We start from the raw sequence: 23,465 nt of genomic DNA, 5'->3' as shown, positions 1-23,465 counted from the left end.
CTCAGCTATCCACCTTGAGCGCGGCGATGAAGGCTTCCTGCGGGATGTCGACCTTGCCGAACTGCCGCATCTTCTTCTTGCCTTCCTTCTGCTTCTCCAGAAGCTTGCGTTTGCGCGTGATGTCGCCGCCATAGCACTTCGCGGTGACGTCCTTGCGCAGCGCGCGCACCGTTTCGCGCGCGATCACCTTGCCGCCGATCGCCGCCTGGATCGGGATCTGGAACATGTGCGGCGGGATCAGCTCCTTCATCTTCTCGACCATGGCGCGGCCGCGGCCCTCGGCGCGGGTCCGATGCACCAGCATCGACAGCGCGTCGACCGGCTCGGCGTTGACCAGGATCTGCATCTTGACCAGGTCGGCCGGCTTGTAGTCGGTCAGATGATAGTCGAACGAGGCGTAGCCCTTGGAGACCGACTTCAGCCGATCGTAGAAATCGAACACCACCTCGTTGAGCGGCAGGTCGTATTTCACCATCGCGCGGGAGCCGACATAGGTCAGCTCCTTCTGCGCGCCGCGGCGGTCCTGGCACAGCTTCAGCACGCTGCCGAGATATTCGTCGGGGGTCAGGATGGTGGCCTCGATCCACGGCTCCTCGATCTCGGCGATCTTGACCACGTCGGGCATGTCGACCGGGTTGTGGATCTCGAGCTCGGTGCCGTCGGTCAGCTTCATCTTGTAGATGACGCTCGGCGCGGTCGCGATCAGATTGAGGTCGAACTCGCGCGACAGCCGCTCCTGGATGATCTCCAGATGCAACAGCCCGAGGAAGCCGCAGCGGAAGCCGAAGCCGAGCGCGGCGGAGGTTTCCATCTCGAAGGAGAAGCTGGCGTCGTTCAGCCTGAGCTTGCCCATCGCCGCGCGCAGCGTCTCGAAATCGTCGGCGTCGACCGGGAACAGGCCGCAGAACACCACCGGGATCGCCGGCTTGAAGCCCGGCAGCATTTCCGTGACCGGCTTCCTGTCGTCGGTGATGGTGTCGCCCACTCTCGTATCGGCCACTTCCTTGATCGCCGCGGTGATGAAGCCGATCTCGCCGGGGCCGAGTTCCTCGACCTGCTGCATCTTCGGCGTGAAGAAGCCGACGCGCTCGATGTCATAGGCCGCGCCGGTGCCCATCATGCGGATGCGGCTGCCCTTCTTCATCACGCCGTCGACGACGCGGATCAGGACGACCACGCCGAGATAGACGTCGTACCAGCTGTCGACCAGCAGCGCCTTCAAGGTCGCGTCGCGGTCGCCCTTCGGCGGCGGCAGGCGGGTGACGACGGCCTCCAGCACATCGGGTACGCCGAGGCCGGTCTTGGCCGAGATCATCACGGCGTCGGAGGCGTCGATGCCGATCACGTCCTCGATCTGCTGCTTGACCTTCTCGGGCTCGGCCGCGGGCAGGTCGACCTTATTCAGGACCGGCACGATCTCGTGACCGGCGTCGAGCGCATGGTAGACGTTGGCGAGCGTCTGCGCCTCGACGCCCTGGCTGGCGTCGACCACGAGCAGGGAACCCTCGCAGGCCGCCAGCGACCGCGAGACCTCGTAGGCGAAGTCGACATGGCCGGGCGTGTCCATCAAATTGAAGATGTAATCCTTGCCGTCCTTGGCGCGGTAGTTCAGCCGGACGGTCTGCGCCTTGATGGTGATGCCGCGCTCGCGCTCGATATCCATCGAATCGAGCACCTGCTCCTTGCCCGCCATTTCGCGATCCGACAGGCCGCCCGTCATCTGGATCAGGCGGTCGGCAAGGGTCGATTTGCCATGGTCGATATGGGCGACGATGGAGAAGTTGCGGATGTTCGAAATCGGGGCAGTTGTCATGGGGCGCGGGATAGCATCCGCACCCCCGCACGGGCAACCATATTGCGGTATTTTGCAGGGATGTGACGGCGAATCACGGCTGTGTTTCAGTCAGATCTGCCGTGATCGATTTTCGGGCACGTTTCTGCTAGGTGTTTCGGCCCAAAACCGTGGATCTGACGATGCGCTGGACCCTTCTCGCCGCCGGATTGCTCGCAATGTTGTTCGCAGCGCCGGCGGCCGCCGACAAGCGTGTCGCGCTGGTGGTCGGCAATTCGACCTATCAGAATGTGTCGCGGCTGCAGAATCCGAAGGACGATGCGGAGCTCGTGGCCGGCACGCTGCAGCGGCTGGGCTTTGCGCTGGTCGGCGGGCAGGCCCAGGTCGATCTGGACAAGGCTGGTTTCGATGCCGCGATCCAGCGCTTCGGCAGCCAGCTGATGGGCGCCGACGTCGCGCTGTTCTATTACGCCGGCCACGGCATCCAGGTGCGTGGAACGAATTATCTGGTGCCGGTCTCGGCGAATCCTGTGCGCGAGGCCGATGTCGATTTCCAGATGGTCGATGTCGGCCTGGTGCTGCGGCAGATGGAAGGCGCGGGCACGCGTCTCAACATCGTCATCCTGGATGCCTGCCGGAACAATCCGTTCGGCGGGCGCGGCTTGCGCGCCGCCGACGGCGGCCTCGCCCAGATCCGCGCGCCGGAGGGCACGCTGTTGTCCTACGCGACCCAACCGGGCAACGTCGCGCTCGACGGCGATGACGGCCACAGCCCCTACACGCGCGCGCTCGTCGACACCATGCAGAAGCCCGGGCTCGACGTGCTGCAGGCGTTCAATCAGGTCGGCCTCATCGTCAAGCGCGCGACCGGCAGCGCGCAGCAGCCCTGGGTCTCGACCTCGCCGATCGACGGCTCGTTCTATTTCGCCGGCAACACAGCGGCGCAGGTTGCGACCGCTGATCCGCCGGCGACGGTGATACCCGAGCCGCAAAACGTGCCGCCGTCGGCGCCGCCGGTGGTGCGCACGCAATCGGACTTCATCATTGCGGATTCCGACAGCCGCTTGCTGTCGGAGAGTGATCTCAGGGTGCTCAGCAAGGACGATCTGCGGATCGCGCGCAACGAAATCTTCGCGCGGCGCGGACGCTACTTCAACGCGCCCGACCTGACCGCGCGGTTCAGCAAGTTCGCATGGTACGTGCCCCGCTCATGGGATCCGCCGCTCAATGCGATCGAGAGCGCGAATGTCGCGCTGATCGATCGCTTCGAATCCGGTGGCGGCGCTGCGCCGAGCGGTTTCATCTTCCCGGATTCCGACCGTCGTCTGCTGACATCGGCCGATCTGCGGCGGCTGTCGCGGGACGAGTTGCGGATCGCACGCAACGAGATCTTCGCCCGCAGGGGACGCTATTTCGATTCCGCCGATCTCAAGGCGTATTTCGCCCGCTTCCCCTGGTATGCGCCGAACAGCTGGAATCCCAAGCTGAACGCGATCGAGGAGGCCAATGTCGCGCTGATCGATCAGGCCGGGAAGCGCTGAATGGCCGCGCGCGGCACGGCCTGCATCGTTGCCTTGCTGGCGCTGCTGCCGCCGTTTGCGCACGCTCAGAGCAAAAGCGAACTGCTCGACCGCCTGGTGCGCGCCTATCCCGATGCGCTGTCCGGCCATGACGACACCACGATCACCTGGCGCGACGGCACGGTGATGCCGGTCGACGACGGCGTCTCCGACAAGCCGTTCGATCAGATGCTGCGCAATGCGTCGATCCTCGACCAGATGCGGCAGCCCTATCCGTCCGGACCATCGGCGCCGCCGGCCCCGGATGTCGATCCCGGCCGCTTCCGCAACGAGGCCTTCTTCAAGAAGATGTATGGTGACTGCAACACGGCGGAGGTCAGGCGGAACCTGGTGACGATCACCTGGCTACCGCGATCCTGGGGCAAGCCGGTTCAGGTTACGCGGGTCAACGGCGTCGCCGAGCGTCTGAAGCAGGTCTCCGCCGAGATCGACGCGCTCGATCCGGCGCTGCGCGCCGCGGCCTTTCCGATCGCGGGTGTGCTATCTTGTCGCGGCGTCGCCGATACCGGGCGGATGAGCATGCATGGCTACGCGGCCGCGATCGACCTCAACCTGAAGGTCTCGGACTACTGGCTGTGGGCGGGCAAGGGCAAAACCATCCCCTACAAGAACCGGATGCCGCGCGAGATCGTCGACATTTTCGAGCGCCACGGCTTCATCTGGGGCGGCAAGTGGTATCACTACGATACCATGCATTTCGAGTATCGGCCGGAGCTTCTCGAAAAGTGAGCAGGCCGGCTTGAGGCATTCTCACGCCAAGCTGATTACACTGGCCACAAAAACGCGCTAAAGCGCGATGAAATGCTGGTGAGCACTCACTCATCGCTCCTTCCGCTTCCATTCGGCATGATCCTTCCGGGAAACCGCTTTCCACGTTTCCGGGTCACGCCTCAGGCACAGGCCATGTCGACCGCCACCACCCTCCCTGCCGCAAGGCGCACGACCCGCAGACTGACGATCCGGCGGATCGCCGCCTGGATTGCCTCGCGCGCCACCGATCCCAAGACCAGCCTGTGGCTGGTGATCGGCTTCGCATTGGTTCACGCGGTGCTGTGGACGCTGATCCTGGTCAAGCTGAAGGCTGCGCAGGACGTCCATATGGATGTCGCGGAGGCCTATGCCTGGGGCCAGCGCTTCCTGCTCGGCTACGGCAAGCATCCGCCGCTGTCGGGTTGGATCGCGGGGGTCTGGTTCAGGATATTCCCGGTCACCAACTGGTCGACCTACGCGCTCGCGATGGCAACCGTCAGCTTCGCGCTGGTGGCGTGCTGGCTGATCGCGCTGCGCGTCGTCGATCGCCGCCGTGCGTTCTTCATGGTGGTGATGCTCGCGCTCTACCCGATCTTCAATTTCAAGGGCTTCAAATACAACGCCGACCTCGCGCAGCTGGTGCCGTTGCCGCTGTTGGTGCTGGCCTATCTGAACGCGTTCGAGAAGCGCAGCTTCAAATCGGGGCTCTGGCTCGGCTTTGCCGGCATGCTGGCGCTGATGACCAAATACTGGGTGGTGACGATGATCGGCGCCGTCGGGCTTGCCGCGCTGATCCATCCGCAGCGGATGCAATTCCTGCGCTCGCCGGCGCCATGGGTTGCGATCGGCACGATGATCGTGACGATGATCCCGCATCTGGTGTGGCTGGAGGAGGTGAACTTCGTGCCGTTCACCTATGCCGGCGACGTCTACGCGCTGTCGAGCCGCGAGCTCAACGTCCAGCTCGTGATCGGTTACATCGTGCACAATCTCGGTCTGCTCGCGATTCCGACCGTGCTGGGCCTTGTGGCGCTGCTGCTGGGGTCGGTGCCGTGGCGGCCGTCGGACGTGCTGGCGCGGATCTGGTCGCGCGGACCCAATCCGGCCGTCAATCTTCCGCAGGCGCTCAATATCTGGATCATCCAACTGATCGTCGCGATCGGGCCGCCGCTCGGCGCACTGGCATTCACCGTCTACATCAAGACCGATTGGGGCATCCCGCTGTTCTTCCTGGTACCGCTTGCGCTGGTTGCGATTCCCTCGCTGCGTTTCCCGCGCATGGCGCTGTTCTCGATCACGGCGGTGTGGTTCGTGGCCACGATCGTCACGCTGATCGCCGCGCCCAGCATCGCCACGCAGGAGATCGCCTCCAACCGTGTCGGCGGCTCGACCTACGCCGCGCGCTCTGAATTGGCGCGCGAGCTGACCCAGACCTGGCAGGACAGATTCCATTCACGCTGGGCGGTGGTTGTCGCACGCTCCGACATCGGCGAGCCGATGACGTTCTACAGTCCGGATCATCCGGCTTCGCTGGTGCCGGGCGAAGCGTGGTCGTCGGGGCTGACGTCGCTCGACGAAGCCAAGCGTCTCGGCTTCATCGGCGTCTGCGACACCACCGATCCGGTGTTCCTGCAGCCATGCGAGGCATGGATGGCCGAGCATGCCAGGGATGCCGAGCCGCTGGTGATGAACACCATGCGCTTCTTCAACGGTCATCCCGGCCCGTCGACGGTGTGGAAGGTCTATCTGGTGCCGCCGGCGAAGTAACGCTGGGCATTAGTGCCGCGCCGTTTCCGTCATCAGTGCCGCTTCCGTCATCCTGAGGTGGCCGCTTCTTCAGCGGCCCTCGAAGGATCGACGGCCACCGGCGGGGCCGTGCATCCTTCGAGGCTCGCTCCGCTCGCACCTCCAGCGACAAAGGCGAAGCCTTTGCGCGGGGATGACGGGGAGAGGCTTTCGCCTGGCGTAGCGCGCGAGGCGGCGCTTACGTGCCTTCTTCGTTGAACTTGCTGGCGACGAGCTCGGCGATGGCCTCGAGCGCCTGCTGCGCCTCGTCGCCTTTCGCGGAGACCACGACCGTGGTGCCGGGCCCTGCGGCCAGCATCATCAAGCCCATGATCGAGGTGCCGCCGACAGTTTCGCTGCCGCGCGTCACCCAGATCTCGGCGTTGAAGCGCTCGACCAGCTGGACGAACTTGGCTGATGCCCGCGCGTGCAGGCCGCGCTTGTTGACGATCAGGAGTTCGCGCGAGATGGCGCCCGCTGGCACGCCCGGGCCGACATGGTTTTCGCCCGGGGCCTCGCCGCTCATTTGCCTGCGAGAACGCGGCTGGCGATGGTGACGTATTTGCGGCCGGCTTCCTGCGCCATCGCGATCGCGTCAGGCAGCGAACGCTCCTCGCGAACCTTGGCAAGCTTGACCAGCATGGGAAGATTGATGCCCGCGAGCACTTCCACCTTCGGACGGCTCATGCAGGAGATCGCAAGGTTCGACGGCGTGCCGCCAAACATGTCGGTAAGGATCGCAACGCCGTCGCCGCTATCGACGCGATTCACCGCCTCGATGATGTCGCTTCGACAGAGGTCGGAATCGTCCTCGGCCCCGATCGTAATTGCTTCAATTTGTTTCTGCGGACCCATGACGTGTTCGAGCGCGGCTCTGAACTCGTCAGCAAGGCGCCCATGGGTCACCAGCACTAGACCAATCATCGGAAACTCCTCGCGGGCGCCCTTTGGTGCACCGCACGAACGCGCCACTTTGACCATCCAGAGGCCCTGCGCAAGAGGGCATCTTGGCTAGTCTCCCGGTTCCTGGCGGTAGAGAGGGGAGGCTGCGCCGGCAAAATCCGACGCGATAGTGGACGTGATATGGTTACCAATTCCCTTCCCACAATTGGCCGCAAGATTACGGGAACATGAACTTTCAGGTTGTCGTCAGCGCAGCGACAACCAGCGGCAGGGGTTGGAAGCCAGCCGGCACGGGAATTCGCGGTATTGAAACACCATTTAGGCGGATCTTGAGCGCCTCGGGCGGCGGCAGCCGCTCGGCATCGTCGGCGGCAAGGTCGACGATCAAGCCGACCACGGCCTCGCCTGCGAACGGACAATGGCGGATTCCGAGGCCTCGGATCTCGATCAGACCGGCCAATTGCTGTGCTGGGCGAACCCACAATTGTTCGCCGGCTGTGTCGAGATGGACACGGTCATCCCCCACCAAAATGGCCGGCGGAAGCGCTCCGGTGCGCCCGGCGAGAATCAGATCGAAGGCCAGGCGCGACTTGCCGGCGCCCGACGGGCCGCGGATCAGCACCGCACGCTCGCCGACAAGAACGGCGGATGCGTGCACGCTTGAATTGTCGCTCATAGTGTCGGCAGCCTGACCACGAAACGCGCGCCGGCGACGGTGGGCTTGCCGTCTTCGTCCGCAGGTCCCGCGCGGTTCTCGGCCCAGATGCGTCCGCCATGCGCCTCGATGATCTGCTTGGAGATCGAAAGCCCGAGGCCGGAGTTCTGGCCAAAGCCCTGGTGCGGGCGGTCGGTGTAGAAGCGCTCGAAGATCCGCTCCAGCGCGTCCTCGCCGATGCCGGGCCCGTCATCGTCGACCACGATCTCGACCTCGCCGCGGGTGCGGCGGCAGATGATGCGCACCTTGTCGCCCGGCTTGGAGAACGATTGCGCGTTCGACAGCAGGTTCGAGATCACCTGGCCGAGCCGGGAATCATGGCCGGGCACCGAGAGCGTGTCGGTCGGTCCGCGGCCCTCGAAGCGGGCTTCGACGGTGACGTCGTGGCCGAGCCGGGTCTCGTTGGCGACGCTGGTCAACGTGGTCAGCAACCGGCGCAGATCGACCGGTGCCATATCCTGGCGCTGCAATTCGGCGTCGAGCCGGCTCGCGTCGGAGATGTCGGAGATCAGGCGATCGAGCCGCTTGACGTCATGCTCGATCACGGCGAGCAGCCGCGCGCGGCTGTTCTCGTTGCGCGCCAAAGGCAGCGTCTCGACCGCCGAGCGCAGCGAGGTCAGCGGGTTCTTCAGCTCATGGGCGACATCGGCGGCGAACATCTCGATCGCCTCGATGCGGCTGTAGAGCGCGTTGGTCATGTCGCGCAGCGCGCCCGAGAGATGCCCGATCTCGTCGCGGCGTCCGGTGAAGTCGGGAATCTCGACGCGGGTCTGGATGCGGTTGCGGACGCGCTCGGCGCTTTCGGCGAGCCGTCGCACCGGGCCCGCGATCGTGCTCGCCAGCAGCAGCGACAGCATGATCATGACGGTGGATGCGACCCCGCCGATCTTGAGGATGGCGAGTCGCTCCGACATCACCAGCTGGTCGATGTCGTCGCCCTGTGTGGTCAGCATCAATGCGCCGCGCACAGCGCGGAAATGCTGCACCGGAACGGCAACCGACACGATGATCGCGCCGCGATCGGTGACGCGCACCGCACTGCCCTTCATGCCCTCGAGCGACTGCGCGACTTCGGAATAGCCCTTGCCGCCTTCGGGGCCGAGCTCGCGGTAGATCGGCAGGTCGCCGCGGTTGAGCCAGGTCTTGATCGTGGCCTTGGTCTTCTCATACAGCGACGGCTTCTCAGACGGCGGCGGCAGCTCCATGCGCAGCACGTCGCCGCGCGCGAACAAATTGCGGCTGTCGAGGATCAGGCCGCCATCGCGGTCGAAGATGCGGGCCCGCGTCTTGGTCGGCGCGATCAGGCGGCGCAGGGTCGGCGCGACGCGCTCGGGATTGATCGGGAAATCCGCCGATTCATCCGGCTGACCGAAGCTCTCGCCGGGCTTGAGGTCGAGCAGCCGGTCGGGATCGATGGTGACGGTATTGCCTTCGACGGTCGCAGACGCCGCGATCGCCTCCGAAATGATCTCGGCATAGACCAGAAGGCTCTGCGTGCGCGCCTCGATCAGGCCGGCGCGGAATTGCGAGAGATAGAGGATGCTGGCGACCAACGCGACGAGGCCGGCCAGGTTGAGCGAGACGATGCGGCGCGTCAGGCTCGAGAACGACAGCGCGAAGAAGAACTGACCGGCGCGGCGCACCCAGCCGAGCGGACGGCGCCAGCCTTTGTCGCGCGCCAAATCGTCGGCCACGGCCTCTTGATCGAGGAGCTGTGACGCGTCCTCGGTGTTCAGTCCCTGCTCGAGCTGCGTTCGATCAAGCACTGGCAAAGCTGCCGGTTGGTATGGATGTCGTCCCGCGAAGCAGGTCCTCGCCCGAGCTTACCCCAGCCGTGCGGGGCCTGTCAGTTAACAAGCCGCCCGGGAAGCGCAGATCAGGCTTCCTTGAAGCGATAGCCGACGCCGTACAGCGTCTCGATCATCTCGAAATCGTCGTCGACCACCTTGAACTTCTTGCGCAGCCGCTTGATGTGGCTGTCGATGGTGCGGTCGTCGACATAGACCTGGTCGTCATAGGCCGCGTCCATCAGCGCGTTGCGGCTCTTCACGACGCCGGGGCGGGTGGCGAGCGCCTGCAGGATCAGGAATTCGGTCACGGTGAGCGTCACCGGCTCGTTCTTCCAGGTGCAGGTGTGGCGCTCCGGATCCATCCGCAGCAGGCCGCGGTCGAGCGCGCGGGCATCCGGCTCCTTCGGTGCGGCGGTCGGATCCTTCGGCTGGCCGCGGCGGAGCACGGCCTTGACGCGTTCCACCAGCAGGCGCTGGGAGAACGGCTTGCGGATAAAATCGTCGGCGCCCATCTTCAGGCCGAACAATTCGTCGATCTCTTCATCCTTCGAGGTGAGGAAGATCACCGGCAGGTCGGACTTCTGGCGCAGCCGGCGCAGCGTTTCCATGCCGTCCATGCGCGGCATCTTGATATCGAGGATCGCAAGATCGGGCGGCGACGTGCGAAACCCATCCAGCGCCGACGCACCGTCCGTGTAGGTCATGATGCGATAGCCTTCGGCTTCGAGCGCGATCGAGACCGACGTGAGAATGTTGCGGTCGTCGTCGACCAAGGCGATTGTGGGCATGAGCTGCTTTCACAATGAGAGTGGTTTAGACGGCGGGCACTCTGGCGACTCGCCGTAGAATATGGGCTTCGAACGCGGTCAACGAGCAATGCAAGCTGGGCTGAAGTGTGACCGAGTTCCGCAAAACGCTCTGCGACCCACGCGTTGGACCCCCATATAGCACCCTGAGACCGTGAGAAAAGGTCCTTTTTTCAACGGGAACCGGCCCGATTCGCCTCCAAAATGACCTGATAGGCCCATGCAACCGACCGCCGACTTCGACCCCGCCCACCTTGCCCGCTCCCTGCTCCGCCGCAGCCGCCAGGGCGCGCTCGCCACGCTGATGGCCGGCTCCGGCGATCCCTATTGCTCGCTGGTCAATCTGGCCAGCCACCCCGACGGCTCGCCGATCCTGCTGATTTCCCGGCTGGCGCTGTACACCAGGAATATCCTGGCCGACGACCGGGTGTCGCTGATGCTGGACGAGCGCGCCGAGGGCGATCCGCTGGAGGGCGCCCGGATCATGCTGGCCGGCCGAGCCGAGGAGGTCGCGGAAGCCGAGCGGGAGCTCGTCCGCCGGCGCTACCTTGGCGCTCATCCATCGGCGGAAGCCTTTGTAGAATTTAAGGATTTCTCGTTTTTCGTGATCCGGCCGAGCGACGCCCATCTGGTCGCCGGGTTCGGCCGGATCGTCGACCTCAAGCCTGCGCAGTTTCTGACCGACCTCGGTGGTGCCGAAGCGCTGCTGGAGGCCGAGCCGGGCGCGGTGGCGCATATGAACGAGGATCACCGCGAGGCCACGAACCTCTACGCCACGCGGCTGCTCGGCGCGCCAAGTGCCGACTGGCTGTGCACCGGCTGCGACCCCGACGGCATGGACATGCAGGCCGGTCGCGACACGCTGCGGCTCGATTTCCCGGAGCGCGTCCGCAACGGCACCGAGCTGCGCAAGATGCTGGTGCGGCTCGCCGGCGAGGCGCGCGCCAAGGGATAGAGGGAGGGAGCACGCCCTGCCGGCGCCGAACGGCGGCGCTGCACCCAACGAGGCATGGTGTCGCACGGTGCGGCTCCGCGCGCGCTTGCCGAGGCCGGGTGCTGCGTCTCTGACAGCGCGATCATTTCGTGCCGGCGCTGATATCATCGCCGATGGGCGTGATGCGGGTTGCGAGAATTCCCGGCGCTGCTGCTCCGGAGAATTGCTCGGATCGCGAGCTTCAACCGCTGACGCGCACGTGCAACGCGGTGATTGCGTTACCATCGCTCGCTTCGATCAGTGATCCTGTTGCCGCCGAACGCAGCGCGCGTTGCGGAACATTCGCTGCTGCCGGGCATTGTCATCATCCAGCTTCGACGATGGCGTATTGAGCTCGATCGAATGCAGCTCAACGCCGGCCCAGTGGTGCTATCCGCGTGCAACACGATCGTGGACGACATGCCTAGCACTGCAGCGCAGCGCAACTGGCAGCGGTCCATCGCAACGACACATCCTCAGCGCGAAACGCATACCCGGCATTCTCGGCGCCTGCTGCGTTGCTCGGCGCGGATATACGCCAATCGCTGGCACTCTTTGTGCATCGCAACGCCTTGCTCGCAGCGGGAATGGCGACGAAACGTCGCCCGATCGCCGCGAAAACAACGAGAAAGCGAAAGCAAAGCGAAAGCGTTTCGCGCTGCGGTATTTGCGCCCAATGATGTGCCCGCCTTGGAATAAACCAAAAGCCATTCGACTGGCTTGGCAAGCCCGGCGATCCCCACTATTAGGTCGCCGGACCGGGGCCGAGAGGCTATATTGTTCTGATGACGGTCACCGCGGCGGAGCGCGACTAGCGATGTTCGCGCGAACAAGGATACGCGGGTTCGAGGAGGTTCTTCGTGCAAGAGACGGGCGTGCATAACGGTGCCTTCGGCGCCGACAAATTCGGCTTAAAAAATCTCAAGGGCGTGCATTGGAACTATGGCGCGCCGCAGCTTTACGAGCACTCGTTGCGATCAGGCGAAGCGGTGCTCTCGGCCGATGGCGCGCTTTGCGCGGATACCGGCGTGTTCACCGGCCGCAGCCCGAAGGACAAGTTCACGGTCCGCGATGATCTCACCGACAAGAACATGTGGTGGGCCGGCAACCAGTCGATCACCTCGGAGCAGTTCGCCACGCTCCATGCCGACTTCCTCAAGCATGCCGAAGGCATGACGCTGTTTGCGCAGGATCTCTATGGCGGCGCCGATCCGAAGCATCGCATCACGACGCGCGTCTTCACCGAGCTCGCATGGCACTCGCTGTTCATCCGCACGCTGCTCATTCGCCCCGAGGCGTCGGAGCTCGCGAGCTTCGTGCCCGAACTCACGATTATCGATCTGCCGAGCTTCCGCGCCGATCCGAAACGTCACGGCTGCAAGTCTGAGAACGTCGTCGCGATCGATTTCGCCCGCAAGATCGTCCTGATCGGCGGCTCGCAATATGCCGGCGAGATGAAGAAGAGCGTGTTCACCACGCTGAACTATTACCTCCCCGAGAAGGGTGTGATGCCGATGCACTGCTCGGCCAATGTCGGCCCCGACGGCGACACCGCGATCTTCTTCGGCCTGTCCGGCACCGGCAAGACCACGCTCTCGGCCGATCCCAAGCGCACGCTGATCGGCGATGACGAGCATGGCTGGAGCGAGGACGGCGTCTTCAATTTCGAAGGCGGCTGCTACGCCAAGTGCATCAAGCTGTCCGGCGAAGCCGAGCCGGAAATCTATGCCGCCAGCAAGCGCTTTGGTGCCGTGCTGGAGAACGTCGTGCTCGGCGCCAACGATCGCGTGCCGGATTTCGACGACGGCTCGAAGACCGAGAACACCCGCTCGGCCTATCCGCTCGATTTCATTCCGAACGCTTCGCGCACTGGCTGCGCGCCGCACCCGAAGAACGTGGTGATGCTCGCCGCCGACGCCTTCGGCGTGATGCCGCCGATCGCCAAGCTGACGCCGGCGCAGGCGATGTATCACTTCCTGTCCGGCTACACCGCGAAGGTTGCCGGCACCGAGCGTGGTCTCGGCAACGAGCCGCAGCCGGAATTCTCGACCTGCTTCGGTTCGCCGTTCCTGCCGCGCGATCCGTCGGTCTACGGCAATCTGCTGCGCGAATTGATCGCCAAGCACAATGTCGATTGCTGGCTGGTCAACACCGGCTGGACCGGCGGCAAGTACGGCACCGGCCGCCGCATGCCGATCAAGGTGACCCGCGCGCTGCTGACCGCCGCGCTGAACGGCTCGCTCCGCAACGCCGATTTCCGCACCGACAAGTATTTCGGCTTCGCGGTGCCGACCTCGCTGCCGGGCGTCGAGCCGCACATCCTCGATCCGATCAAGACTTGGGCCGACAAGGTCGAGTTCGACAAGACCGCGCGTGCGCTGGTCGGCATGTTCCAGAAGAACTTCGCCAAGTTCGAAGCACAGGTCGACGCCGAAGTCCGCGCCGCCGCCCCGGAAGTGAAGCTCGCGGCGGAGTAGTTCGCGCAAGCGATACGCGATTTGATAAGGCGGCCCTCGTGGCCGCCTTTTTTGTTGCGGTCTCGCTTCCTCTATCCGCGCGACACTCCCTCAATCCGTCACCCTGAGGAGGCCGCGAAGCGGCCGTCTCGAAGGGTCGACGGCCGCCAGCCGGGCCGTGCATCCTTCGAGGCTCGCTCCGCTCGCACCTCAGGATGACGGGGCGGGGGAGTACGCTTCGCTATTCGCTATTCCCCCAGCTCCGGCAGCACGGCGTTGCTCGGCGTCTGCCGATCGGTGATCTGCAGGCCGAACAGGCTGCCGATCAATTCGACCGCGACGCGCGCGGTGCGGCCACGTTCGTCGAGGAACGGATTGAGCTCGACGATATCGAGCGAGCGCACCAGTCCGGAATCGTGCAGCAGCTCCATGATGAGATGGGCTTCCCGATAAGTCGCGCCGCCCGGCACGGTGGTGCCGACCCCGGGCGCGACTTCCGGATCGAGGAAGTCGACGTCGAACGAGACATGCAGCACGCCGTTCTTCGCCCTGACGCGCTCGACGACGCGGCGGGTCAGCACGGCGACGCCGAACTCGTCGATCTGGCGCATGTCTGATATCGAGACGTTGCGCTGCCGCAGCAGCTTGCGCTCCAGCGGATCGACCGAGCGGGTGCCGATCAGATCGAGCTGATCCGGCGGGATCGAGGCGCGCGGCAGTCCGCCGAGCAGGTCGTCGAGGCCGGGCTCGCCGCACAGGAAGGCCGCCGACATGCCGTGCATGTTGCCGGTGATGGTAGTGGCCGGCGTGTTGTAGTCGGCATGCGCGTCGACCCACAGCGCAAACAGCGGCCGGCCTTTTTCCTGCCAGTAGCGTGCGACGCCGTTGATCGACCCCATCGACAGTGAGTGATCGCCGCCCATGAAGATCGGGATCGCGCCGGAATGCGCCAGCCAGTAGGCGCGCTCGGAGAGGGCGCGGGTCCAGGTCTTCACCTCGTCGTAGAATTTGGTGTTTGCCGGCACCGGGCCGTCGGCGACCACACCAGGGATCGCAAGGTTGCCGTGGTCGTCAACCCGGAAGTCGAGCTGCTCGAGCAGGCGCGCGATGCCCGCGGTGCGCAGCGCGTCCGGGCCCATCAGCGGACCGGGCTGCGACGCGCCGATCTCGATGGGAACGCCGAGCAAGGCGATGCGCGAGGGCTTGGAATTGTCGGCTTCGGACATGCGGCAAGGCTCCCAAAGGCGTGGAACAGAAGCGACGCGCCACTGTTCCCTCAACCCTTGAAATAGGCAACCCGGTCCAATCCGGCCATGTGGATAGTCGGGTGGTGCTTACGCCTTGAAATAGGCGATCTGCGTCGTGGTGGCGAGCAGGCGGCCGGACGGCGACCACAATTCGCCGTGCTGGTCGCCGTAGCTCTTGTGGAAGATCTTGGCGTCGGCGGTGGCGAGCACGCGGGTGGTATCCTCGGCGTCCATGTCGGCGGCATCGACGTGGAAATAGGTCGTCAGTGACACCGTGCCGAACGGCACCAGCTCGTGCCGCGCGTGGAACACGCGGCCGAAGAACGCGTCCGACATCGACATCAGCGACAGCGCATCGAGCTTGCGCGGCACGCGGTCGGCGATCCAGAGTTTTGAATAGGGGCTCGACGGCTGCTTGGCGGCACCGCCGCCGAGCTTCGGTTCGCCCTCGGCGAAGCGGAAATCATACTGGTTGGCCCAGGTCATCGCGAGCTTCGGATAGGGCCGCAGCTCTTCGAACGGCACCGCGCCGGGAAACTCGGCGGGCTGGTGCGACCAGGACGGGCGGCGCTCGGCGAACACCGCGGTCGCCAAGGTCGTGACCTCGCCGCCGCCTTGCGTCATCTCGATCGACCAGTGCTGGCTCGAGCGGTTGGCCCGGACCAGGCGGACATCGAGATCGAACACGCCCTCGGCGACCGGCGCGCAGTAATTGACCGTCAGCGCCAGCGGATCGCCCGCGCGCTGCGGATGCTGCATCAGGGCGCGCAGGATCGTCGCGGCGGTGCAGCCGCCGAACGGGCCGACGAACGCCCAGTAATCCGGGCTGGTTCGTCCCTGCCAGCGGCTGTCGCCGGCAGTCACAGCGGTGGCTTCATCGAAAAGGTGCGGAGCCTTGGTGAGCATGAATTACCTTGAATACTTGCTCGTCATTGCGAGGAGCGAAGCGACGAAGCAATCCATCGATCCGCATAGCCGCGCGATGGATTGCTTCGCTTCGCTCGCAATGACTGCGTGAAGTTCACTGACTATATCGCGGGCTATCGTGCCGGATTCAATGATGTCGGACGTAATCGATTTCCGCATCCCGGGATTACCCCTTCGCCTCGCGCTGGTTGTCGAGCTGCGGCGAGGCGCTCGGATGCACCGGCACGTGCCAGATGTCCTCGGCATATTCGCGGATGGTGCGGTCGGAGGAGAACCATGCCATGCGCGCCACGTTGAGGATCGAGGCGCGGGTCCAGGCCGGGGGCACCTGCCAGCGCGCGTCGATGCCGCGCTGCGCGTCGTAGTAGGAATCGAAATCGGCCGAGACCATGTAGTGATCGAGGTAGCGCAGCGCGTGCCCGATCGAGGCGAAGCGCGCGGCATCGCCCGGCGAGAACTCGCCGCTCTCGATGGCGCGGATTGCGCGCTCGAGCCGCGGCGATTTGCCGATCACGTCGCTGGCATCGAGCCCCTGCTTGCGGCGGACCATGACGTCGCCGGCCTCGAGGCCGAAGATCGCGATGTTCTCCTCGCCGACATTGTCGCGGATTTCGATATTGGCGCCGTCGAGCGTGCCGATGGTCAGCGCGCCGTTCAGCGCGAGCTTCATGTTGCCGGTGCCCGAGGCCTCCATGCCGGCGGTCGAGATCTGCTCGGAGAGATCGGCGGCGGGGATGATCACCTCGGCGAGGCTGACATTGTAGTCGGCGAGGAAGGCGACCTTGAGCCTGCCGCCGAGCGAGGCGTCGTTGTTGACGATTTCGGCGACGTCGCTGATCAGCTTGATGATCAGCTTGGCGTAGCGGTAGCTCGCCGCCGCCTTGCCCGCGAAGATTTTTACGCGCGGCACCCAGTTCGCCGCCGGATCATCCTTCATCGCGTGATACAGCGCGATCGTTTCCAGGATGTTGAGCAGCTGCCGCTTGTATTCGTGGATGCGCTTGATCTGCACGTCGAACAGCGCCGACGGGTCGACCTTGATGTGGTTGCGCTCGCCGATCAGCCGCGCCAGCGCCAGCTTGTTGTGATGCTTGACGTCGCGGAAGCGCTTCTGGAATTCCAGGTCGCTCGAGTGGGGCTCGAGCCGCTCGAGCAGCGAGAAGTCGTCGAGCACGGCCTCGCCGCAGGTCTCGCGCAGCAGCGCGGTCAGCCGCGGGTTGGCCAGCATCAGCCAGCGGCGGAAGGTGATGCCGTTGGTCTTGTTGGTGATGCGCGACGGATAGAGATGATGAAGGTCGTGGAACACGGTCTCCTTCATCAGGTCGGAATGCATCGCGGAGACGCCGTTGATGCGATGCGACCCGACGAAGGCGAGCTGGCCCATCCGCACGCGGCGGCCGCTGCGCTCGTCGATCAGCGAGACCGAGGCGCGGTATTCGATGTCGCCGGGGAAGCGCTCCTCGGCGAGCGCGAGATGGGCCACGTTGATGCGGTAGATGATCTCGAGATGCCGCGGCAAGAGCCGCTCGAACAATTCGACCGGCCAGGTCTCGAGCGCTTCCGGCAGCAGGGTGTGATTGGTGTAGGACAGCGTCGCGACGGTGATCTTCCAGGCCTCGTCCCAGCGGAAATTGTGCAGGTCGACCAGGATGCGCATCAGCTCGGTGACCGCAAGGCTCGGATGGGTGTCGTTGAGCTGCACGGCCGCCTTCTGCGCGAGGTTGCGCAGGCCGCCGTCGGAGGCGAGATGCCGCTTCACGAGATCCTGCAGCGAGGCCGAGACGAAGAAATATTCCTGGCGCAGCCGGAGCTCGCGGCCCGCCGCGCTCTCGTCGTTCGGATAGAGGAATTTGCAGATCGCTTCCGCGCGCGCCTGCTCGGCGCTCGCCGAGACGTAGTCGCCGGTGTTGAAGACGTCGAGCTGGAGCGGGTCGGGGGCGTGCGCCGACCAGAGGCGAAGCGCATTGACGTGCTGGCCGCGCCAGCCGACGATCGGCGTGTCGTAGGCCATCGCCTCGACGGTTTCCGCCGGATGCCAGGTGGCGCGATCGCGGCCGCGGTCGTCGACATGCTCGACATGGCCGCCGAAGTGGACGTTGTAGACCACCTCCGGCCGCTGGAATTCCCAGGGGTTGCCGAAGGCGAGCCACTCGTCGGGATATTCCTGCTGCCAGCCCTGGTTCATGATCTGGCGGAACAGGCCGAAATCGTAGCGGATGCCGTAGCCGGTCGCGGGGATCGCCAGCGTCGCCATGCTCTCCATGAAGCAGGCCGCGAGCCGTCCGAGGCCGCCATTGCCGAGCGCCGCGTCCGGTTCGCATTTGCGCAGGTCCGAGAGATCGACGCCGAGGTCGCCGAGCGCGGCCTCGAACAGCGGCAGCAATCCCATATTGTTCAGCGCGTCGGTGAACAGGCGGCCGATCAGGAATTCGAGCGAGAGATAATAGACGCGCTTGGAGCCGGCGTCGTAGGTCTGCTTCTCGGCCGTCAGCCAGTGGTGCACGATGCGGTCGCGCAGCGCCAGCGCCGCCGCCTTGTACCAGTCGCGCCTGGTCGCAACGGTGGCGTCCTTGCCGATCGCCAGCCGGAGCTTGGCGAGGATCGCGCCCTTGATCTCGGTGAGCGCCAGCTCGTCGATCGGCTGGTTCAATGCCGGGTAGTGTGTTTGTTCGTGCAAAGCGCTCAATCCCTGCCGTTCAGACTTCCGGATCATGATGCGATCATATTGTCCGGATCATGCCCCAAGTCGATGATACGCGCGTTGCATGGCAACCGAAACCGCCCGAAGCGTTGCCGTGCATGGCGCTGCCGATATTTTATGCAAGGACCGGGCCGATTCAGGGGCCTTCGGAACCGTCGTTGCCGGTGCTACGATCGGCCGTGAAAGCCGGGATTTGCGGCCATCTGGCGGAGGATGCGTGATGAGACTCCTGATCGAGATCGCGGCCGCGGCGTTGCTCATGGTGTGCATCACGGCGACCAGCGCAGCCTATGCAGCGGGCAAGCCGGGCCGCAGCGCCGACGGCCTGAGCTGCAGCTTCAGCGTGGCGCAGAACGCCTCGCCGGCCGCGCGCTGTGCCGCCATCAAGCGGCAATGCGGCGGCAAGTTCTGCGCGAATGCCTGCGGTGACAAATTGCTGTCCGCCGCGAATTAGGTGGCCGTGCAGCGGGCCTGCACGCGCGATCGCGAACACCGGAGTGATACGGATTTCCAAGCCTTAACAAGTTCTTTACAAACACACCTGTCGCTCGTGGGGCGGGCACATTTTTCCAGCTCCGACGCATTTCATTCCGAAGCAATTTTCAACGGGCCGCTGACTTAGTCAGCGGCCCAATTGCTTTGTTGGGCGGCATACGCAGGTGACGGGGCTATAATGCTCGCTGCTGCCACCGTCGTCGTCCTGGCGAAAGCCAGGACCCATTACCCCAATAGTCAGATGAGGCCCGACAGGTCGTTCCAATCCGGATTGTCCGCTTCAATCAGCTTGATCTTCCAATCGCGCTTCCAGAACTTCAGCTGCTTTTCGCGGGCGATCGCTTCCTGCGGTGTGGCGAATTCCTCGAGGTGAACGAGCCGGAAGATCTGGTATTTGTAGACGAACTTGGAGCCTCGGCCCGAACGATGCAATTCAAGCCGCGCGCTGACATCGTTGGTGACGCCGATGTAAAGCGTTCCGTGATGGCGGCTTGCGAGGACGTAGACGTAGTAGCTGCCTGCAGCGCTCATGGTTTGGCCCAAGCTCGCAAGACGGCGACCATCCGGGGTAATGGGTCCTGGCCTTCGCCAGGACGACGCCCTGAGGGACGACCATAAACCAACTAGAACGAATTAAGAACAATTTAGCAAGTCTTTGATATATCATTGTGATTCGGCGCCTGCGCCGACACAATATCTATGGTCTCTCAGTCTCCGCGAGGACTACATGTCCACCATCGCCTTTGATCAATTCGCTCTGACCCGGATTGCCGATTTCGCGCGGTCGCTGTCGCGGCTGCACCAGGCCTCGCGGCGCCAGCCGATCGACGACGACCAGCTCGACCGCGAGTTCAATGCGGTCTGCATGTCGATCTGGGGCTACACCACGGATGATTTCAGCGACGAGCTGTTCTCGAACGAGGATCACGCCTGGCTCGACTCGCTCGATGAAGCGCATGCGCGCATCTTCGCCGGCGAGCAGGGTTACGACCTCGTCGACGATCACGGCATGCTGACCGACTGGTGGGGCTATTGCTGGATGATCCTCGCCGAGAAGCGCGGCCTCCTCAATCCGGAGAACCGCGCCGCCGCGCGGGCCGCAATCGAGGAGAAATACATGGCCGCGCCGAACGTGATCGGCGTGATCGTGGCGCGCTGAGTGGCGAGCTCGAAGCCGTCAGTTCGCCTCGGCCCGCTTGGCAGGTTTTGCGGCATGGCCCTTCGGCACCACGGACGATGGTGTCGAGGGCGCGACATCGCGGCTGGTTTCCGGTAGCGGCGCGTCGCTGGCGATCTCGGCGCTGACGGGAGCGACCTTCATTTCGCCGAGCCGGGCGCGGACCGCCGCGGTCAACCCGGGATAGGAGGCGATCGGCGTGAAGTCGAAGGACTGCTCGTTGCCGACGCGGACGCCGGTGTAAGCGACGAGGCCGTCGGTGGTTGCGATCACATCACCGGCCTTTAGCGAGGCATCGAGCGCGAGGTCGACCGGCGCGAGCCCGGCCGGGTCGCGGCCGTTGCAGGTGCAGTCGGCGCGCAGCGCCTTGCGATAGGCGAACGCGTTCTCGCTGTCGGCGTAGCGCTCACCCGTGGCCGAGGCGGAGCTGTCGATATGGCCGCCGTAATAGACCTTGGTCGCGCTCGCCGGGCAGAACGCCTGGCAGAGCTGCGCCGGCGTGGCGTTGCCGCGCATCGTCAGCGGGAAATACTTGCCGTCGCAGCTGCGCACGCAATATGCCGGTCCGGAACCGGCCACGCGCGTCCCCGAGACCGGTGCGGACGTCTGCCGTTCCGGCTGCTGGTTGAGGCCGAACGGATCGGCGAAGAAATTGGCTTGCGGCGGGGCCTGCCGGCTCTGCTGCTTCTGGGAACCGCCGAAGAAGAAGTCGAACAGCCCTTCGGCCGAGACGGGAGCGGGCACGACCAGGACGGAACCCGCAAAGGCAGCGGCGGCAAGCATCACGCGGCGCCGCATGCGCCGATCACTCAACTCTGTACGCAACGCCAACTCCACCCGACGCGCCTCGCCGCGGCGACAAGGTGCCCCGGCGGATTCACCTTAAGGCGGGATGGTAAACGAGCGATTGATCGGGAGTGACGGCGTCACAGGAAACGCACGCTGCGCGGCCGATCCAGCGAGCCGCGACGACGGGAGCCGGCCGCGAAAGAACGTCAGTCCTTCAGGAACTCGCCGGCCTTGTACAGCGCGCGGAACGGCAAGCCGGCCTCGGCAAACGTCTCGGTCGCGCCTTCCTCGCGGTCGACCATGGTGAAGACCAGCGCGATCTCGCCGCCGGCCTCACGCACGGCTTCCACAGCCTTCAGCGCAGAGCCGCCTGTCGTCGTGACGTCCTCGACGATCACGATGCGCTTGCCCGCCAGGCTCTCACCCTTGGCGAGCCCTTCGACGGCGAGCCGCGCGCCGTGCTCCTTCGGCTTCTTGCGCACGAAGAAGGCGGCGATCGGATGACCCTTCAGCCATGACAGCTGCGCGATGGCGCCGGCGAGCGGCACCGCGCCCATCTCGAGCCCGCCGACGAAATCGAGCCGGTCGTCCTTCAGCGCCTCATAGGTGAGCTCGGCGAGCAGCGCCGCGCCCTCGGGATCGAGCATCGTCGGCTTCAGGTTGAAATAGAAATCGCTCTTGCGGCCCGACGCCAAGGTGATCTCGCCGCGGCCGAACGAGCGCTTGCGGATGATCTCGGCGAGGCGGGCGCGGGAGGCTGATTTGGACAAAGGCTTTTTCCCTTGGGGGTTCTTTGGGGCTTTCAGGCGGCCGGCAATCTATCGGCGGTCTGGCGCACATTCCAGCGGGGAAATCCCGCCGTCAACAGTGCCCGCGCCGCCATTTCAGCGCAGCCGCGTGCGGAAAGCGCGGGTTGTACGGTCGTTCCAATCCCCCTAAAGCAGGCGCCAAACACTTGCGAGGGAAGCGGAAATGACCATCGAGCTGCACACCTGGAACACGCCTAACGGCCGCAAGATCTCGGTGGCGCTGGAGGAAATGGGGCTGCCCTACAAGGTGATGGCGGTGAATATCGGCAAGGGCGAGCAGATGGCGCCCGCCTTCCTCGCAATCAGCCCGAACAACAAGATCCCGGCGATCGTCGACCCGGATGGTCCCGGCGGCAAGCCGGTCAGCATCTTCGAGTCCGGCGCGATCCTGCTCTACCTCGGCGAGAAGACCGGCAAGTTCCTGCCGCAAACGCTCATCGAGCGGATCCCGGTCTATGAGTGGCTGATGTGGCAGATGGGCGGTTTCGGCCCGATGCCGGGCCAGGTGCACCATTTCATCGCGCTGGAGAACGAGCAGGACCGCGCCTATGGCCTGAAGCGCTACATGGCCGAGACGCGGCGGCTCTACGGCGTGCTGGACCGCCGGCTCGATGGCCGCGATTTCGTCGCCGGCGATCTGTCGGTGGCCGATTTCGCCATCCTCGGCTGGGCCTGGCGCCATCCGCGCCACAAGGTCGATCTGGCCGATTTCCCCAACGTCAAGCGCTGGTACGAGACGCTGATGGCCCGCCCGGCGACGAAGCGGGGCATGGAGGCGAAGCTGGATTGAGCCTCTTCTCCCTCGCCCCGCTCTTGCGGGGAGAGGGTTGGGGTGAGGGGTGGTGCCGCAAGGACGGTGAGAATTGAATTCGCGGTGAGTCCCCCTCACCCGGATCGCATCTGACGATGCGATCCGACCTCTCCCCGCAGGCGGGGCGAGGTAAGAAGATCACGCCCGCCGCGCCTCGAGCGCCATCTTCATCGCGAGCCCCGCGAGCACCGTGCCCATCAGCCAGCGCTGCACCAGGAGCCAGGTCGGGCGGGTGCCGAGGAACACCGCGATCGAGCCGGCGGCGAGCGCGATCATCGCATTGACGCTGACGCTGATCACGATCTGGATCGAGCCGAGCGCGAGCGACTGCGTCAGCACGCTGCCGCCGGCGGGATCGATGAACTGCGGCAGCAGCGCCAGATAAAGCATCGCGATCTTCGGGTTGAGCAGGTTGGTGATGAAGCCCATCGCGAACAGTTTGCGCGGGCCGTCGACCTTCAGCGCCTTGACCTGGAACGGCGAGCGGCCGCCCGGCTTCAGCGCCTGCCACGCCAGCCAGAGCAGATAGGCGGCGCCGGCGAAACGCAGCGCGTCATAGGCGTAGGGAATCGCAAACAGCAGCGCGGTGATGCCGAACGCCGCGCACAGCATGTAGAACACGAAGCCGAGCGCGACGCCGCCGAGCGAGACAATGCCGGCCGCCGGACCCTGCGTGATCGAGCGCGAGATCAGATACATCATGTTCGGCCCTGGTGTCAGCACCATGCCGAAGCAGACGAGCGCAAAGCCGAGCAACGCGGATGTGTGGGGCATGACGGGTCTCGCGAGGGGATACACACGCTTCTAGCGTGTCATCCGCCGCGCGGCCATGTTGGAATTGCTCTCGGAGCAATGCGGACAGAGTGACGGTGCAAGGGCTCCCTCGCCCCGCTCTTGCGGGGAGAGGGTTGGGGTGAGGGGCCTATCCACGTATGAGGGCCGTGGTTAGACCTGTACCC

The 23,465-nt window shown here is 64.9% G+C and carries 22 protein-coding genes; 9 read left to right on the top strand and 13 right to left on the bottom strand.

Going from position 1 to position 23,465, the window contains the following annotated elements:
* Window position 1: 1 nt before the first annotated feature.
* Window positions 2-1,813 carry a translation elongation factor 4 gene (gene lepA, locus JQ573_RS36625; protein WP_176534022.1) on the bottom strand — a complete coding sequence of 604 codons (1,812 nt, stop codon included), beginning with the start codon at window positions 1,811-1,813 and terminating at the stop codon, window positions 2-4.
* Window positions 1,814-1,974: 161 nt separating this feature from the next.
* Here lepA and JQ573_RS36620 point away from each other — a divergent pair, with 161 nt between their 5' ends.
* The 3 genes from JQ573_RS36620 (at window position 1,975) to JQ573_RS36610 (ending at window position 5,889) form a co-directional block, all read left to right on the top strand.
* Window positions 1,975-3,333, top strand: a complete 1,359-nt coding sequence (locus JQ573_RS36620; RefSeq protein ID WP_212317042.1) for a YARHG domain-containing protein — start codon at window positions 1,975-1,977, stop codon at window positions 3,331-3,333.
* Entirely contained in the window at window positions 3,334-4,101 is a 768-nt protein-coding gene (locus JQ573_RS36615) for a M15 family metallopeptidase (RefSeq protein ID WP_212317044.1), read from the top strand.
* A 174-nt stretch (window positions 4,102-4,275) separates the two neighbouring features.
* Window positions 4,276-5,889 (top strand): glycosyltransferase family 39 protein, encoded by a 1,614-nt coding sequence (locus JQ573_RS36610; protein ID WP_212317047.1) that lies wholly within the window; start codon window positions 4,276-4,278, stop codon window positions 5,887-5,889.
* A 217-nt stretch (window positions 5,890-6,106) separates the two neighbouring features.
* Here JQ573_RS36610 and JQ573_RS36605 read toward each other — a convergent pair whose 3' ends face one another.
* From JQ573_RS36605 to JQ573_RS36585, 5 genes are all read right to left on the bottom strand, one after another.
* The gene (locus JQ573_RS36605) at window positions 6,107-6,433 is read right to left on the bottom strand and encodes an HPr family phosphocarrier protein (RefSeq protein WP_212317049.1); all 327 of its coding nucleotides are present in this window, start codon (window positions 6,431-6,433) and stop codon (window positions 6,107-6,109) included.
* Window positions 6,430-6,831: a PTS sugar transporter subunit IIA gene (locus tag JQ573_RS36600; RefSeq protein WP_021076632.1), complete on the bottom strand. Its 402-nt coding sequence runs from the start codon at window positions 6,829-6,831 to the stop codon at window positions 6,430-6,432. The genes JQ573_RS36605 and JQ573_RS36600 overlap by 4 nt, the downstream gene beginning before the upstream one ends.
* A gap of 214 nt (window positions 6,832-7,045) precedes the next feature.
* Complete coding sequence (locus tag JQ573_RS36595; protein ID WP_176534018.1) at window positions 7,046-7,486, bottom strand: HPr kinase/phosphorylase; 441 nt, start codon at window positions 7,484-7,486, stop codon at window positions 7,046-7,048.
* Window positions 7,483-9,291: a sensor histidine kinase gene (locus JQ573_RS36590; protein WP_212317050.1), complete on the bottom strand. Its 1,809-nt coding sequence runs from the start codon at window positions 9,289-9,291 to the stop codon at window positions 7,483-7,485. Before JQ573_RS36590 ends, JQ573_RS36595 begins: the two co-directional genes overlap by 4 nt.
* A 110-nt stretch (window positions 9,292-9,401) precedes the next feature.
* A complete protein-coding gene (locus JQ573_RS36585; protein ID WP_016843287.1) occupies window positions 9,402-10,103 on the bottom strand; it encodes a response regulator transcription factor in 702 nt (233 codons plus the stop codon).
* A gap of 238 nt (window positions 10,104-10,341) precedes the next feature.
* Between JQ573_RS36585 and JQ573_RS36580 the strand changes: the two genes are divergently transcribed.
* The 3 genes from JQ573_RS36580 to JQ573_RS36570 all read left to right on the top strand — a co-directional run bounded on the left by JQ573_RS36580 (window position 10,342) and on the right by JQ573_RS36570 (window position 13,571).
* Window positions 10,342-11,076 (top strand): HugZ family protein, encoded by a 735-nt coding sequence (locus JQ573_RS36580; protein ID WP_212317052.1) that lies wholly within the window; start codon window positions 10,342-10,344, stop codon window positions 11,074-11,076.
* 279 nt (window positions 11,077-11,355) lie between these two features.
* Window positions 11,356-11,793 carry a hypothetical protein gene (locus JQ573_RS36575; RefSeq protein ID WP_212317054.1) on the top strand — a complete coding sequence of 146 codons (438 nt, stop codon included), beginning with the start codon at window positions 11,356-11,358 and terminating at the stop codon, window positions 11,791-11,793.
* 161 nt (window positions 11,794-11,954) lie between these two features.
* Window positions 11,955-13,571: a phosphoenolpyruvate carboxykinase gene (locus JQ573_RS36570; protein ID WP_212317056.1), complete on the top strand. Its 1,617-nt coding sequence runs from the start codon at window positions 11,955-11,957 to the stop codon at window positions 13,569-13,571.
* A 227-nt stretch (window positions 13,572-13,798) separates the two neighbouring features.
* Here the strand turns inward: JQ573_RS36570 and rocF are convergent, their stop codons facing one another.
* The 3 genes from rocF to JQ573_RS36555 all read right to left on the bottom strand — a co-directional run bounded on the left by rocF (window position 13,799) and on the right by JQ573_RS36555 (window position 18,437).
* Window positions 13,799-14,776, bottom strand: a complete 978-nt coding sequence (rocF, locus tag JQ573_RS36565) for an arginase (protein ID WP_212317058.1) — start codon at window positions 14,774-14,776, stop codon at window positions 13,799-13,801.
* 108 nt (window positions 14,777-14,884) lie between these two features.
* A complete protein-coding gene (locus JQ573_RS36560; RefSeq protein WP_092122876.1) occupies window positions 14,885-15,703 on the bottom strand; it encodes an acyl-CoA thioesterase II in 819 nt (272 codons plus the stop codon).
* 187 nt (window positions 15,704-15,890) lie between these two features.
* Complete coding sequence (locus tag JQ573_RS36555; RefSeq protein WP_409334719.1) at window positions 15,891-18,437, bottom strand: glycogen/starch/alpha-glucan phosphorylase; 2,547 nt, start codon at window positions 18,435-18,437, stop codon at window positions 15,891-15,893.
* Window positions 18,438-18,645: 208 nt separating this feature from the next.
* Between JQ573_RS36555 and JQ573_RS36550 the strand changes: the two genes are divergently transcribed.
* Window positions 18,646-18,879, top strand: coding sequence for a hypothetical protein (locus JQ573_RS36550; RefSeq protein WP_212317062.1), 234 nt, complete (start codon window positions 18,646-18,648; stop codon window positions 18,877-18,879).
* Window positions 18,880-19,157: 278 nt separating this feature from the next.
* On the opposite strand, the gene JQ573_RS36545 is transcribed toward JQ573_RS36550, so the two are convergent.
* A complete protein-coding gene (locus JQ573_RS36545) occupies window positions 19,158-19,451 on the bottom strand; it encodes a GIY-YIG nuclease family protein (protein WP_212317064.1) in 294 nt (97 codons plus the stop codon).
* Between the two features lie 196 nt (window positions 19,452-19,647).
* On the opposite strand from JQ573_RS36545, the gene JQ573_RS36540 reads away from it, so the two are divergent.
* A complete protein-coding gene (locus JQ573_RS36540; RefSeq protein ID WP_212317066.1) occupies window positions 19,648-20,079 on the top strand; it encodes a hypothetical protein in 432 nt (143 codons plus the stop codon).
* Between the two features lie 18 nt (window positions 20,080-20,097).
* Here JQ573_RS36540 and JQ573_RS36535 read toward each other — a convergent pair whose 3' ends face one another.
* Together JQ573_RS36535 and pyrE are read right to left on the bottom strand one after the other, a co-directional pair.
* Window positions 20,098-20,895 (bottom strand): DUF2865 domain-containing protein, encoded by a 798-nt coding sequence (locus tag JQ573_RS36535; protein ID WP_212317067.1) that lies wholly within the window; start codon window positions 20,893-20,895, stop codon window positions 20,098-20,100.
* Between the two features lie 197 nt (window positions 20,896-21,092).
* On the bottom strand, window positions 21,093-21,656 hold the full coding sequence (gene pyrE / locus JQ573_RS36530) for an orotate phosphoribosyltransferase (protein ID WP_092122894.1): 564 nt from the start codon (window positions 21,654-21,656) through the stop codon (window positions 21,093-21,095).
* A 202-nt stretch (window positions 21,657-21,858) separates the two neighbouring features.
* Between pyrE and JQ573_RS36525 the strand changes: the two genes are divergently transcribed.
* On the top strand, window positions 21,859-22,485 hold the full coding sequence (locus JQ573_RS36525) for a glutathione S-transferase family protein (RefSeq protein WP_212317069.1): 627 nt from the start codon (window positions 21,859-21,861) through the stop codon (window positions 22,483-22,485).
* 159 nt (window positions 22,486-22,644) lie between these two features.
* Here JQ573_RS36525 and JQ573_RS36520 read toward each other — a convergent pair whose 3' ends face one another.
* Entirely contained in the window at window positions 22,645-23,280 is a 636-nt protein-coding gene (locus JQ573_RS36520) for a LysE family translocator (RefSeq protein ID WP_212317071.1), read from the bottom strand.
* Window positions 23,281-23,465 lie beyond the last annotated feature (185 nt).

It is taken from the genome of Bradyrhizobium sp. AUGA SZCCT0105, from assembly GCF_018129565.1.
In the GTDB taxonomy this organism is placed as follows: Bacteria; Pseudomonadota; Alphaproteobacteria; order Rhizobiales; family Xanthobacteraceae; genus Bradyrhizobium.
The sequence above is the reverse complement of the archived record's forward strand: the minus strand, read 5'-3'. Positions and strand labels throughout refer to the sequence as shown.